This window comes from Devosia sp. Micro-HW1 (genome assembly GCF_056341075.1).
The window spans coordinates 763,387-776,071 of sequence record NZ_CP094375.1; the positions used below are offsets into that span (position 1 = coordinate 763,387).

General features: G+C 63.2%; 15 protein-coding genes and 1 tRNA gene. 7 read left to right on the forward strand and 9 right to left on the reverse strand.

What is annotated here, in order from left to right:
* The first annotated feature begins 104 nt into the window (after positions 1–104).
* Genes MQW79_RS03480 through MQW79_RS03495 form a run of 4 tightly spaced genes read left to right on the forward strand, consistent with a single transcriptional unit; the run spans position 105 to position 3,829 of the window.
* On the forward strand, positions 105–1,136 hold the full coding sequence (locus MQW79_RS03480; protein ID WP_476586862.1) for a branched-chain amino acid ABC transporter permease: 1,032 nt from the start codon (positions 105–107) through the stop codon (positions 1,134–1,136).
* 1 nt (position 1,137) lies between these two features.
* Entirely contained in the window at positions 1,138–2,280 is a 1,143-nt protein-coding gene (locus tag MQW79_RS03485) for a branched-chain amino acid ABC transporter permease (protein WP_476586864.1), read from the forward strand.
* Positions 2,281–2,291: 11 nt separating this feature from the next.
* Complete coding sequence (locus MQW79_RS03490; protein ID WP_476586865.1) at positions 2,292–3,056, forward strand: ABC transporter ATP-binding protein; 765 nt, start codon at positions 2,292–2,294, stop codon at positions 3,054–3,056.
* Between the two features lie 14 nt (positions 3,057–3,070).
* Entirely contained in the window at positions 3,071–3,829 is a 759-nt protein-coding gene (locus MQW79_RS03495; protein ID WP_476588178.1) for an ABC transporter ATP-binding protein, read from the forward strand.
* A gap of 103 nt (positions 3,830–3,932) precedes the next feature.
* Here MQW79_RS03495 and MQW79_RS03500 read toward each other — a convergent pair whose 3' ends face one another.
* The 8 genes from MQW79_RS03500 to MQW79_RS03535 form a co-directional block, all read right to left on the reverse strand.
* Positions 3,933–4,703 carry a LamB/YcsF family protein gene (locus MQW79_RS03500; RefSeq protein WP_476586866.1) on the reverse strand — a complete coding sequence of 257 codons (771 nt, stop codon included), beginning with the start codon at positions 4,701–4,703 and terminating at the stop codon, positions 3,933–3,935.
* A complete protein-coding gene (locus MQW79_RS03505; RefSeq protein WP_476586867.1) occupies positions 4,700–5,599 on the reverse strand; it encodes a 5-oxoprolinase subunit C family protein in 900 nt (299 codons plus the stop codon). Before MQW79_RS03505 ends, MQW79_RS03500 begins: the two co-directional genes overlap by 4 nt.
* Positions 5,596–6,258 (reverse strand): 5-oxoprolinase subunit B family protein, encoded by a 663-nt coding sequence (locus MQW79_RS03510; RefSeq protein WP_476586869.1) that lies wholly within the window; start codon positions 6,256–6,258, stop codon positions 5,596–5,598. The genes MQW79_RS03505 and MQW79_RS03510 overlap by 4 nt, the downstream gene beginning before the upstream one ends.
* Before the next feature lie 134 nt (positions 6,259–6,392).
* Entirely contained in the window at positions 6,393–6,569 is a 177-nt protein-coding gene (locus MQW79_RS03515) for a hypothetical protein (protein WP_170926370.1), read from the reverse strand.
* A gap of 288 nt (positions 6,570–6,857) precedes the next feature.
* Complete coding sequence (locus tag MQW79_RS03520) at positions 6,858–7,094, reverse strand: hypothetical protein (RefSeq protein WP_476586870.1); 237 nt, start codon at positions 7,092–7,094, stop codon at positions 6,858–6,860.
* 135 nt (positions 7,095–7,229) lie between these two features.
* Positions 7,230–7,319, reverse strand: a tRNA-Ser gene (locus MQW79_RS03525).
* 187 nt (positions 7,320–7,506) lie between these two features.
* Entirely contained in the window at positions 7,507–8,478 is a 972-nt protein-coding gene (locus tag MQW79_RS03530) for a quinone oxidoreductase family protein (RefSeq protein WP_476586871.1), read from the reverse strand.
* Positions 8,475–9,422, reverse strand: coding sequence for a TerC family protein (locus tag MQW79_RS03535; protein WP_476586872.1), 948 nt, complete (start codon positions 9,420–9,422; stop codon positions 8,475–8,477). Before MQW79_RS03535 ends, MQW79_RS03530 begins: the two co-directional genes overlap by 4 nt.
* 187 nt (positions 9,423–9,609) lie before the next feature.
* On the opposite strand from MQW79_RS03535, the gene MQW79_RS03540 reads away from it, so the two are divergent.
* From MQW79_RS03540 to MQW79_RS03550, 3 genes are read left to right on the forward strand one after another with little or no spacing between them, the layout of a single operon-like run.
* Positions 9,610–10,062: a YeeE/YedE family protein gene (locus MQW79_RS03540; RefSeq protein WP_476586873.1), complete on the forward strand. Its 453-nt coding sequence runs from the start codon at positions 9,610–9,612 to the stop codon at positions 10,060–10,062.
* Positions 10,062–10,535, forward strand: a complete 474-nt coding sequence (locus tag MQW79_RS03545; protein WP_476586874.1) for a DUF6691 family protein — start codon at positions 10,062–10,064, stop codon at positions 10,533–10,535. Before MQW79_RS03540 ends, MQW79_RS03545 begins: the two co-directional genes overlap by 1 nt.
* Entirely contained in the window at positions 10,532–11,689 is a 1,158-nt protein-coding gene (locus MQW79_RS03550) for an FAD-dependent monooxygenase (protein WP_476586875.1), read from the forward strand. Before MQW79_RS03545 ends, MQW79_RS03550 begins: the two co-directional genes overlap by 4 nt.
* A gap of 207 nt (positions 11,690–11,896) precedes the next feature.
* Here MQW79_RS03550 and MQW79_RS03555 read toward each other — a convergent pair whose 3' ends face one another.
* A complete protein-coding gene (locus MQW79_RS03555) occupies positions 11,897–12,646 on the reverse strand; it encodes an invasion associated locus B family protein (protein WP_476586876.1) in 750 nt (249 codons plus the stop codon).
* Positions 12,647–12,685: the final 39 nt, after the last annotated feature.

The following is a 12,685-nucleotide window of genomic DNA, read 5'->3' on the forward strand; positions in this document are numbered from 1 at the left end:
AGCGTGCGACGACCACCGAGTCCCCCTCTCCCCCTGCGGGAGAGGGTGGATCGGCCCAAGGCCGAGACGGGTGAGGGGTTGGCGCCGAAAACGTGGAACTCGCCATGTTCGAAGTCATCTTTCTGCAATTTCTCAATGGGCTCGACAAAGGCGCCGCCTATGCGCTCATCGCCCTGGGTCTCACGCTGGTGTTCGGCACGCTGGGGGTCGTCAATTTCGCCCATGGCGCGTTGTTCATGCTGGGCGCCTTCTGCGCCGTCACCGTGCGCATGTTCCTCACCATGGAAACGGTCACCATCGACCCCACCAAGACCTCGCCCTGGGGCGCGCCCCTGGAAGTCCGCGAGCCGCTGGTCCAGGCGTGGCTGGGCGATTTCGGTGCGGTTCTCGTCAACTACTCCGTACCATTGTCCATCCTCGTCACCATCCCGATCATGCTCCTGGTCGGCATCGCGCTTGAGCGCGGCATCATCAAGCACTTCTACAAGCGCCCGCATGCCGAACAGATCCTTGTGACCTTCGGCCTCGCCATTGTCGCCCAGGAAGTCATCAAGTCCGTCTTCGGACCCAACCCCATTCCTCAGCCCATGCCAACCGACTTGCGCGGCGCCGCCGACATCGGCTCCTGGCTGGGTATGCAAGCCAATGTCATTACCTACCCGGTCTGGCGCCTGATCTATTTCCTCTTCTCCGCAGTGGTGATCGGTGGCGTCTTCGCCTTCCTCCAGTTCACCACCTTCGGCATGGTCGTCCGCGCCGGCATGGCTGACCGCGAAACCGTGGGCCTGCTCGGCATCAATATCGACAGGCGCTTCACCATCATGTTCGGGCTTGCCGCTGTTGTCGCTGGCATGGCGGGCGTCATGTACACGCCGCTGCTGCCGCCCAACTATCACCTGGGCATGGACTTCCTCGTCCTATCCTTCGTGGTCGTGGTGGTGGGTGGCATGGGCTCCCTGCCCGGCGCCGTCGCCGCGGGATTCCTGCTCGGCATTCTCCAGTCCTTCGCCTCGATGACGCAGGTAAAGGCCATCGTCCCCGGCATCGACCAGATCATCATCTATCTCGTTGCCGTCGTCATTCTACTCGTTCGCCCCCGTGGCCTGCTTGGCCGCCGCGGCGTGATGGAGAGCTGACATGCCCACAACGTTCATGTCCCGCAACGATCTTTTCCTCTTCCTCGGCTTCACCGTCGTGGTCCTGGCCATGCCGATCTGGCTGGCGCCTTTCGGCGCTGGCTACCCGGACCTGCTGCAGCGCTTCATGATCTTCGGCATCTTCGCTGTAGGCTTCAACATCCTGTTCGGCCTCACCGGCTACCTGAGCTTCGGCCACGCTGCCTTCTTCGGCGTCGGTTCTTACGCCGCGGTCTGGTCGTTCAAGCTGCTCTCGCTCGATGCCATCCCGGCCATGCTCTTCGCCGTAGTGATCTCCGGCCTTTTCGCCCTCGTCATCGGCTTCCTGTGCCTGCGGCGCTCAGGCATCTATTTCTCGATCCTGACCCTGGCCTTTGCCCAGATGAGCTACAACCTCGCCTATTCGGTGCTCACGCCGATCACCAATGGCGAAACCGGCCTGCAGTTGACCCTTGGTGACGCCCGCGTGCTGGATGCCGCCATCGGCCAGACCTTTGTCGGCCAGCCGGTGCCCACCCTCTTCGGCCAGCAACTCGCGGGCTATGCCGGCTTCTACTTCTGCGCCGGCTTCCTGATCCTGGCCTTCTTCTTCGCCCAGCGCATTGCCGGCTCGCCCTTCGGCATGATGCTCAAGTCGATCAAGTCCAACCAGACCCGCATGCAGTTCACCGGCTTCAATACCCGCCCCTATGCCCTCTCGGCCTTTGTCATCTCGGGCATGTATGCCGGCCTCGCCGGTGCCCTGCTTGCCGTTACTGACCCCCTGGCCGGCGCCGAGCGCATGCAGTGGACTGCCTCGGGCGAAGTCGTGCTAATGACCATTCTCGGCGGCGTCGGCACCCTTGTAGGCCCCGTCATCGGCGCCTGGATCATCAAGTACTTTGAAAACATCCTGTCGGCCCTCAACGACAATATCCTCGCCCGCTTCTGGGACTTCCTGCCCGATGGCGCTGATGCCTTCATAATCACCGTTACCAGCAAATTCGTGGGCGACGGCTGGCACCTGACCCTCGGGCTCCTGTTCGTCGTCATCGTGATCTTCCTGCCTGGCGGCATCATGGAAGGCGTCAGGCGCATCGCCTCCGCTGTGCGCCGCTCGGGCACGCCCTCGGCAAAGTCCACTCAGGCGCAGCCGGCAGAATAAGGACAGCAAGAATGGCAAATCCCAACATTGTCCTGCACGTGGCGGACGTTCACAAACGCTTCGGAGGCCTGCATGCCCTGGCTGACATCGACCTTGCGGTCGAAGAAGGTCAGACCCATGCCATCATCGGGCCCAACGGCGCCGGCAAGTCGACCCTTCTCAATGTCATCATCGGCAAGCTGCCCCCATCGAGCGGCCAGGTCGTGTTCGATGGCGCGATCCTGACCGGCCGCAAGCCCTACGAAATCAACCAGCTCGGCATTGCCCGGGTCTTCCAGACGCCGGAAATCTTTGCCGATCTATCGGTGCTGCACAACGTCATGATCCCCGCCTTCGCCAAGCGCGACGGCAAGTTCACCCTCAACATGCTGCGCTCGCTCGACAGCGAAACGGCCATCCGCCAGGAAGCCGAGCACATGCTCGAGGACGTCGGCATGCTCAATCGGCGCGACATGCAGGCAGGCAGCCTTTCGCGTGGCGACAAGCGCCGCATGGAGTTGGCCATGTGCCTCATCCAGCATCCGCGCCTGCTGCTGCTTGACGAACCCACCGCCGGCATGAGCCGCCACGACACCAACACCACCATCGAGCTGCTCAAGAAGATCAAGAGCCGCGGCATGACCAAGGTCATCATCGAACATGACATGCATGTCGTTTTCTCGCTCGCCGACAAGATTTCCGTGCTCGCCCAGGGCCGCATCATCGCCGACGGCACCCCGGACGAGGTCCGCGGCAATCCCAAGGTGCAGGAAGCCTATCTCGGGGGAACTCACTGATGAGTGCCGTTGCCATGCAAGCTGAAGCCGCCGTCGCCGGCACCCACGCCGCCTCCGTCGAAACCACGCGTCCCTTCTTCTCGGTGCGCGACATGCACGCCTATTACGGCGAGAGCTATATCGTGCAGGGTGTCTCTCTCGACATCCGCAGGGGCGAAATCCTGGCCTTGCTCGGCCGCAATGGCGCGGGCAAGACCTCGACCCTGCGCACCATTGCCCGTGTCGACAATCCGCAGATGCGGCAGGGCGAAATCTGGCTTGATGACCAGCCGATCCACAAGATGAAGAGCTTCGAGGCTGCCCGTTCGGGCATCCAGCTCGTTCCCGAAGATCGTCGCATCATTCAGGGTCTGACTGTCGAGGAAAACATTACTCTCGCCAAGGTGTCGCCCGGAAATGGCTGGAGCCTCGAGCAGATCTACGAGAGCTTTCCCCGCCTCGCCGAGCGCCGCAAGCAAGAAGGGGTCACCCTCTCGGGTGGTGAACAGCAGATGCTGGCCATCGCCCGCGCCCTCGCCCGCGATCTCAAGCTCCTGCTACTCGACGAGCCCTATGAAGGTCTCGCTCCGGTCATCGTCCAGGAAATCGAGCGCATCCTGCACTCGATCAAGCCGCTGGGCATCACCACCATCATCGTCGAGCAGAACGCTGTCGCCGCACTCAAGCTCGCCGATCGCGCCGTCATCCTCGACACCGGTGAAGTCGCCTTCGCCGGCACCGCCAAGGAAGTGCTCGACAATGCCGAACTCCGCCAGGAATACCTGGCGATCTGACCGGCCCCGCGGCCAAACGAACTACCTGGGTCCTTTGATCTTCAAGGCATAATGCCGAATTCACCTCTCCCCCCTTCAAAGGACCCAGGGAGCCGTCTTTCGCTCAGATTTCCGTTGCGGTCTCGACTTCCGGTTCGGCCGGAGCGATCGTTATCCCGTCGCCCTCGAGAGCGTCGCGCACTTCCCGCGCCAGGTCCACGGCCCCTGGCGTGTCGCCATGCAGGCATATCGACCGCGCCGAGGACTTCAGAACCGTTCCATCCTCGGCCACGATCTCGCCCGCCTTGGCCAGCCGCAGGCAACGCTCAATCACCGTTTCGGGGTCGTGAATGACGGCGCCCGGCTGCACCCGCGGCACCAGCAAACCCTCTTTGGTATAGGCACGGTCGGCATAGGCCTCCCGGATCAGCGGCAGACCGACCGCCTTGGCCGCACGCACCTGCTGGCTGTTGTCCAGCGCCAGCACTGCCATTTTGGGGTCCATGGCCTGAATGGACGCGAAGATCCCGACCGCAAAGGCAAGTTCTTCGGCCGTCTGATTGGCCAATGCGCCGTGCAATTTCACATAGGCGAGCGGCACCTCAACCTCGTCGGCAATGTGGCGCACAAGGAACAGCTGGCTGCGGATCTGCCCCAGCAATTGTTCAAGCGGCATGACCAGCCGGAACCGGCCGAAACGCTTGGGATCGTTGTATCCGGGATGCGCCCCCGCCCGTACGCCGCGTGCCTTGCAGATCTTGAGGATGCGGCGGATCGTGGCTGCATCGCCTGCATGTCCACCGCAGGCAATCGAGGCGCTCGATACGATGGCCAGGAGGTCATCGTCGGTTCCCATTCCCTCGCCCAGGTCGGCATTAAGGTCGATACTGGTCATACGCTGCTCCGCAACAGGTGCTGAGCATGCTCCACGCTTACGGGTTCAAAGGCAACCGCCTCGCCGGGTCGCATCTGCGAAAACCGGTCGAGGTCGGCGGTGATCACCGTGCCGATACGCGGATAGCCCCCGGTCGGCTGGTGGTCGCGCATCAGCACGATCGGCGTGCCGTCCCCTAGGATCTGGATGTCTCCGGCAAGGATCGGGTCCGAGACCAGTGACAGGATGCTTGCTCCCGCGAACACCGCCCCGCTATCTACCAGACGCACTCCCATTCGATCCATCGAGGCACCAATCCGAAACGCCTCGGTTACGAACCGCTTCCGCAAGGACGACGCGAAATGCTCTGCGTGAAGGCCCCAGATGAACCGGATCGGCCCGCCTCCCGGCTCCGATCCCACAGCCGCCTCAGTGGCACGCCCCTCCCCCAACAGGTTCAGCGCATCACCCGCACTCAAAGCATGGCCTTCAAACCCACCGAGGCCAGCCCGCGTGCTCGTGGCCTGGCTCCCCATTACCATTGGCAGATCGATACGGGGACCAAAGCGCAGATAGCCGTAGTTGCCCGTTTGCCCCGGTGTAATTGAGATCGCATCACCCGTGCGCAACCTCGCTTGTCCGGGCCACTCAAGGGCGTCGTCATTGACGGAGACGGAAAAGGCGCCGCCCGCCCAACCCATATTCAGCTCACCGGCCTCCACCACAAGATCGATCCCCGCCCGCGTGAACTCGATACCGGCATCTCCACTCGCCCCTGCCAGACGACCAGCCAGCGCGTGCGCCCCCCGATCCATAGGCCCCGAAGCACTGATCCCATGCGTCAGCAGCCCCTCGCGGCCATTGTCCTGAATAGTCGCCAGAGGCCCTGCCCGCAGCACGCGGATGCGGGCGGTCATCGGATCGCTCCAAAGCGTACAAGATCACCAGCCCGCAGCACCGTCGGGGGGTCGTGATCGGGAAGAAAGTTGCGAAAGCCGGTGGTGCCGATCACGTGCCAACCCGTCGGAATATCGGTTGCGGCAATCGCAGTCTGCCCCGCCGCAAAAAGCACGCTGCCGGCCGGAACACGCGGTCGCACCGCAGTGCGGCGCGGCAGAACCAGTGCTTCGTGGTGCAACCCGCAATAGACAAAGCCCGGGGCAAATCCGGTGGTCAGCACCCGCAAGGGCGCCTTATTGTGCCGCGCCACGAAGTCGTCCACACCCAGCCCCAGCGCTTCGGCCACCTCGGCAAGGTCTGGCCCGTCAAACCGCACGGCAATGTCATGAGTTCGAGGCGCGGCGCCGCCATCGCCTGGCCCGAGCAACAGCCCGATTTCGCCGGACAGCCGGAGCAGCGAGATGGCAGATGGCTCGTAGCGCACCAATACGGAAACCAGGCTCGCAACCACCTCGACGACACCGGTCAGTCGCTCGATCTCCAGCCGCTTGGCGAGCGCAAGTGCTGCGAGATTGGCTTCGTTGCTGAGGACTTCGTCGAACCGGACGACAAGGGCTGCGTCACCCAAAGGCATGATTTCGGCGCGGCGTCGTGCGCCGCTATCGGTTCCGCTCATAGCTATCCAGTGTCTCCGATCTGACGGAACGCAGTGCTTCAGGAGACACCGCGGTCCGTCAAGTCGTCAGCGCCCGAATGTGTTCGGGACAGTCGCCATTCGGCGCAGGAGCAATGGTGCGGCCGTGTGCTGGTTCAGTTGGGGTCGCGACCCTCCTGCTCGACAACCGCTTCAAACAGCGTGCGGGCCTGCCCTGCGCCGATGGCCTCGATAGCCACGGCGGCTATGGCCGCAAACAGTTCAGCGATTTCCTGGGGGTCGGTGATTTCGGCGTCGTCTTCTTCGGCGTCGGCGTTGATCAAGGTAAACATGAGGAACGCGCCTCCACACTGAAGCGGGATGCGGAAGTAGGAGAGGTTTCCGCAGAAGCCCGCACCACAATAGTCTGGAACCAGACTGGCTCCAGACGAGCCTACAGGATCAAGTGTGCGTCGATTCCGTTACCGGTTGAATAACGGATATGGCTGTAACGGATCACAAGTCCGCTTGCCGGGAAGGTCAGGCTCGCTTACGCTTCGCGCGCCTTTACAAAATCGTCGCATATTCCCGAAACCGGAAGCCGGGCAACAACTTGCGCCGGATTAGCGCCATTTGGCCGCTTACTCCGATTCGCCGTCCAGCTTTTCGAGCCATTCCTCAACTTCATCCAGTGAGGCAGAGAACGGCCTGGGTATGTCGCCGTAGACAATCTTGAACGTCTCGTCCTCGCGCACCTGATGCCCGCCCGCCTGTCCGAGAACCTTGATTTTCTCGGCGGTGAGGATGGTCAACCCGTGCCGGCCCGCCACGCGTTTCATGCGCCGCATGCGCGAAGCGTCAAATTCCTTGCGGCTCATGGAAGATTCCTCTTCAGATGAATTGCGTACGGTGCGTCATAGCCTGACGACAGCGCCACGCTCAAGCCCAAGGCTCCCAGGCAGCGCCGAGAGATCACCCTGCGGCGTGCCACTCGACGTCCAAGGACGACAAGGTGGCGGGTAGGGAGGGATTCGAACCCCCGGAAGGCTTTCACCTTCGCCGGTTTTCAAGACCGGAGCAATCAACCGCTCTGCCACCTACCCGTTGCACGCCCCTTTAGCGGCGCGCGAGAAACGTGTCTAGTGCCACCCACAATCTCGGCACATGACGGTTCGAGGGTCTCCTGGGCACCACGCCGTCTTTGCCCGGCTTGGCCGGGCAATCCATCTTGCCGCAAGCATCGATCACCCGATTGAGCCCCGTGGTGACGAAACGCGTGAATTCCTGGCCCTATGGCAGCAGAACCACCGAGCCGGTCGTCTCCCGCGCCTCTAGCGCACGATGGGCATCGGCCACATCGTCGAGCGAAAAGGTTCGGCCGATCTCGATCCTGATCGCACCTGACTGGACTGCATTGAACAGTGCCTTGGCGCCTTCGAGCAGGCTTTCGCGATTGGGGAAATAGTGGGCACCGGTGGGTCTCGTCACATACAGTGAGCCCTTGCGCGCCAGTATTCCAAGATCGGGCACGCTCACCACGCCGGAGGCATTGCCAAAGCTGGCCAGCAGCCCACGCGGCCTGAGGCAGTCCAGCGAACCTTCAAACGTCGCTTTTCCAACGCCGTCATAAACAACGTCGACGCCTCGGCCCCCGGTGAACTCTTTCACCAGTGTCGGAAAATCTTCGGCCTTGTAGTCGATGGCGTGGTGGCAGCCATGATCCAGTGCGATCTGTACCTTGTCCGGTCCACCTGCCGTCCCGATCACGGTAGCCCCCAGGGCCCGCGCCCATTGCGTTGCAATCTGTCCGGTGCCGCCAGCTGCGGCGTGCCAGAGAATGCTCTCTCCGGCCTGCACCGGCCATGTCTTGAACAGCAGGTAGTAGGCGGTCAGCCCCTTGAGCAGGATCGCTGCCGCGGTCTGATCATCCACGCCTTCAGGGATGGGCACCAGCTTCTCCACCGATGCCAGGCGCTCTTCGGCATAGGCGCCGACCATGCCCTGATAGCAGACCCGGTCGCCGACCTTGACTGCCGTCACCCCCTCGCCCACTGCAGTCACCACGCCGGCCGCTTCGTTGCCCCCGACGAAGGGAAGTGGCATCGGATAGAGGCCGGAACGCTGATATGTATCGATGAAATTGAGGCCGATGGCCGTCTGGCGGACGCGCGCCTGACCCGGTCCCGGCTCACCCACCGTCCAATCCTCGATAGAGAGGGCTTCAGGCCCTCCCACGGCGTTGATAGCGACGACTTTGGTCATTTGGGAGCCTTCGGCTTGCGCGGCGCCGACTTTGGCCGCGACTGTGCCCCGCCGCGCGTCTTTGCGGTCGCCGGGGCGGCCTTGCTGGCTGCTGGTGCCGGCTTTGAGGAGGCGGCGGGCGCGCTGTATCCGGCGCTGAGCGCCGCCATCGCCTCGGCGGAGGACACTGAACCGGTGTCACCGGTAAAAGGTGTAAACTCCGCCTTGTGCATCTTCTCGCCCGCCTTGAGCTTGCGGTTCTTGGCGAAGATGTTGACGGCCTCGACCAGCACCGAGAAGGCCATGGCCGAATAGATATAACCCTTGGGAATGTGGAAACCGAGGCCATCGGCCACGAGCGTCACGCCAATCAGCAGCAGGAAGGCCAGCGCCAGCATTTTCGTGGTCGGGTGGTCGGCCACGAATTTTGCGATCGGGCCCGAGGCCACGAACATCACGGCCACAGCGACCAGCACCGCCGCGACCATGACAAACACCTGGTCGGCCGGCACCATGCCCACGGCGGTGATGATCGAGTCGATCGAGAAGACCATGTCGATGACCACGATCTGCACCAGGATCGCCTGCAGCGTCGCGCTGGCGGCATCCTTGAGCGAAACCTCATGCGTGTCCTCGATGGCCGCATGCATTTCGTGGGTAGCCTTGTAGATCAGGAAACCGCCGCCGGCGATCAGGATGATGTCCTTCCACGAGAAGTCGTGGCCGAAGGCGCTGAACAGCGGCTCCTTGAGGCTCACGATCCAGCTGATCAGGAACAGCAGGACAATGCGGAACACCAGCGCCAGGCCGATACCCAGCTTGCGGGCAAATTCGGCCTGTTCGCGCGGCAGGCGCGAAACGAGCACCGAGATGAACACTATATTATCGATGCCCAGCACGATCTCCATGACCGTCAGCGTGGCAAAGGCGATCCACACATTGGGATCGGCCAGCAGTTCCAGCATCTTAAGCTCCAGGTTGCGAGTCAGCGCGTGGAAGCAATCTAGGGACACCATGCTTTTGGGTGAAGGGTACTTGTGCAGTTTTTCTGCCCCTGCGTCATCAAACGGAATGGCCCACGCGTCTGCGCGCTGGTATCGCATCCTTCGCCGATGCTACCCTCGGGTTGCCACAGTCCAAGCGAGGCTTTCCATGGAATCCTTCACTCCACTCACAGCTGTTCTGGGCGGCTCACTGATCGGGCTGGCAACTGCCGTGCTCTGGTTGGGCAATGGCCGCATAGCCGGCATTTCCGGAATATTCGGCCAATTGCTGCCGCCGGCACAGACCGTTGTCTGGCGCCTCGTTTTCCTCGTAGCCCTGGTAAGCACCACTTTCCTTGCCGCCAAGGCCTTCCCGCAATTGGGCGTCGGCGGCATCGAGCCGGCTGAACTGGTTTCTCCACCGGCAGACTGGTCCATCCCGGTCCCTATCTGGCTGACCGTCTCGGGCCTCCTGATTGGCTTCGGAACCAAGGTCGGCAATGGCTGCACCTCTGGTCACGGCGTATGCGGCCTCGCCCGCCTGTCAGTGCGCTCCCTTGTTGCCGTAGCCGTCTTCTTCTCGGTGGCCATTGTCACTGTCACCGTTACGGGGATCGTCTGATGGCTGTGCTCCGTCTTCCCTATCTCGCGACTGCCGCTCTCAGTGGCGCGCTGTTCGGAGCCGGCCTCTACGTCTCGCAGATGGTCGACCCGTTGAAAGTCCTGCGGTTTCTCGATTTCACCGCCATTCCCACGGGCGGCTGGGATCCGAGCCTCGCCTTCGTCATCGTCCCCGCCATCCTGGTCATGTTCGTGGCCGTTCGCATCGGCCGCCGCCGGCAGGCACCGCTGTTCGACACCAGCTTCCACGAGCCTGAATACAAGAAAATCGATGCGCGCCTCGTTGGGGGCGCTGCCATTTTTGGTTTGGGATGGGGCATGTCGGGCATTTGCCCTGGCCCGGCCATTTCGCTCATCGCCTTCCAGCCCGATGGCCTCTGGCTATTCCTCGCGGCCATGTTCCTGGGCTCACTAGCCGGTAGCGTCTTCTTGCCGAGCGGCCACCGCCGCCGCCTCGCGGATGCCGCACGATGACACAGGATACCGATATCATCGTCGTTGGCGGTGGACTTGCCGGCCTGGCGGCGGCTGTCAGCCTCGCCCGTGCCGGCCATCAGGTCATTCACCTGGCACCGCCTGCCCCGCCGGACCGTCGCACCTCCGCCCTGATGATGCCCAGCGTCGACTTCCTGCGCCAAAATGGTCTCATCGATGACCCGCAGGAATTGGGTCATGCCCTCACCGCCATCCGGATTATCGATGCCACGCCCCGCCTAATCCGCGCGCCCGAAACGCTTTTCGACGCCGAGGAAATCGGGCTTTCGGCCTTTGGCTGGAACTTTGGTAATGCCGCGCTGCTTGCGGGGTTCCAGTCTGCCGCGCCCGCGTCCGGCCTCGAAACCCGAAACCAGGCCGTTACCGCATGGCGGCGCGAGGGCGCGCTTGGTGTCGTCACCCTTGCCGATGGCAGCGAACTGCGCGCCCCGCTCATTGTCGGCGCCGATGGCAAGAAATCGATGATCCGATCGGCCGTTGGCATCGCGACGCGCGAGCATCAGTTTGCCGAGGCGGCCCTGGTCTGCGATCTCGATCTTGCCCGTTCCATTGGCGGCGCGTCGATCGAGTTCCACTATCCGCACGGCCCATTCACGCTGGTGCCCGCTGGCGGCAATCGGGCCAACCTGGTGTGGATCGATGAAGAACCCGTGCTGCGCAAGGTGCAGGCCGGCGGCCCGGATGCCCTTCTGGCTGCCTTTGGTGAACGGTCCCAGCGCCTGTTCGGCGCGATCGCGCTGGCCTCGCCTAGCTTCGTCTTCCCGCTCTCCACACTCACCGTGGATACAGCAGGCAGGGACGGCGTCGCACTCGTCGGCGAATCGGCACACGCCTTCCCTCCGATCGGCGCCCAAGGGCTCAATCTGGGCCTGCGCGATGTGGCCGACCTGCTCGCCGCGGTAGAGGCGGTTGATCACCGCGACCCCGACTGGGGTCTGGCCGCCAGCCTCGACTACGCGAACCGCCGCATGGGCGACCTGGCCCGGACCGGCGGCATGGTCGACACGCTCTTCCGCTCGCTGCTGGCCGACATGCTGCCCAGCCAGGCCCTGCGCGCGGGTGGCCTCTGGGCCCTCAAGCTCTTGCCACCTCTCCGCCGCCAGGCTTTTGCCATCGGCATGGGTGAGCGCTGAAGCAAAACGCCCCCGCCGTCAGGCGAAACAGGGTCTCCCCACATCGTCACCACCGGCCTTGTCCCGGTGGTCCATGCTCGCAAGAAGATGGATTGCCGGGACAAGCCCGGCAATGACGGACAGCACAGGACGTGTGGCTGCTGACCAAAACAAAAACGGGCGCAGTCTCCTGCGCCCGTTTCGTCATTCTATAGGTTAGCCAGCTTACTACTGAGCCGGAGCCTCGGTGCCTTCGGCGGGAGCGCCTTCGGCGGGGGCAGCGCCCTCACTCGACAGTTCCTGGCGAAGCTGCTCGGCGCGATCCTGAAGCACCTGCTCGAGAGCATTCTGACCCGATTCCTGCTGCTGCAGCTGTTCGAAGGTCAGCGCGGAGTCGCTGTCATAGGTGGCGGTGAAGCCGGCCAGGTCGATCTCGATGGCGAGATCCTGATTCTGGCGGTTCTTGGCGGTCAGGACCAGCTTGTTGCCGGACTTGAGCGAGTTGATGTACTGCTCGTTGATGACCAGCTGGGTCGAGCACGACTGGGTGTCGCACAGCATGTAGGGCACGCGGATCGGCTTGGCATTGTCAATCTGCCAGGTCAGGCCGAACGGCAGCAGTACGCCAAGCGGCACCGCAGCAACAGCAAGCAGGCGGCTTTCCTGGCCCGGATCGTCGCGCAGCAGGAACGAGCCGAGGAACTGGCCATTGGCCAACAGCACCTGGCGCATCAGGCAGGCCTTCTGCCCGTCGGGCAGCGGATCGCAGACCTTGAGCCAGTTCTGAGACGCGAGGCCGTCGACAGCAGCAGAAATCTCGTCCACTGCGCCACCCTCGGCCGGAGCAGCCTCAGCGGCCGGTGCTTCGGCGGCGGGCGTCTCAGCCGGAGCAGCAGCATCCTGCGCGAATGCCGAAAGCGGGGACAGCATAAGAGCGGCCACCGCGATTCCGGCGACGAGGGGTTTCCTGAAAGTCATAGAATATCCTTGCCTTCCTTGGCGGTCCGAGCGGCATCG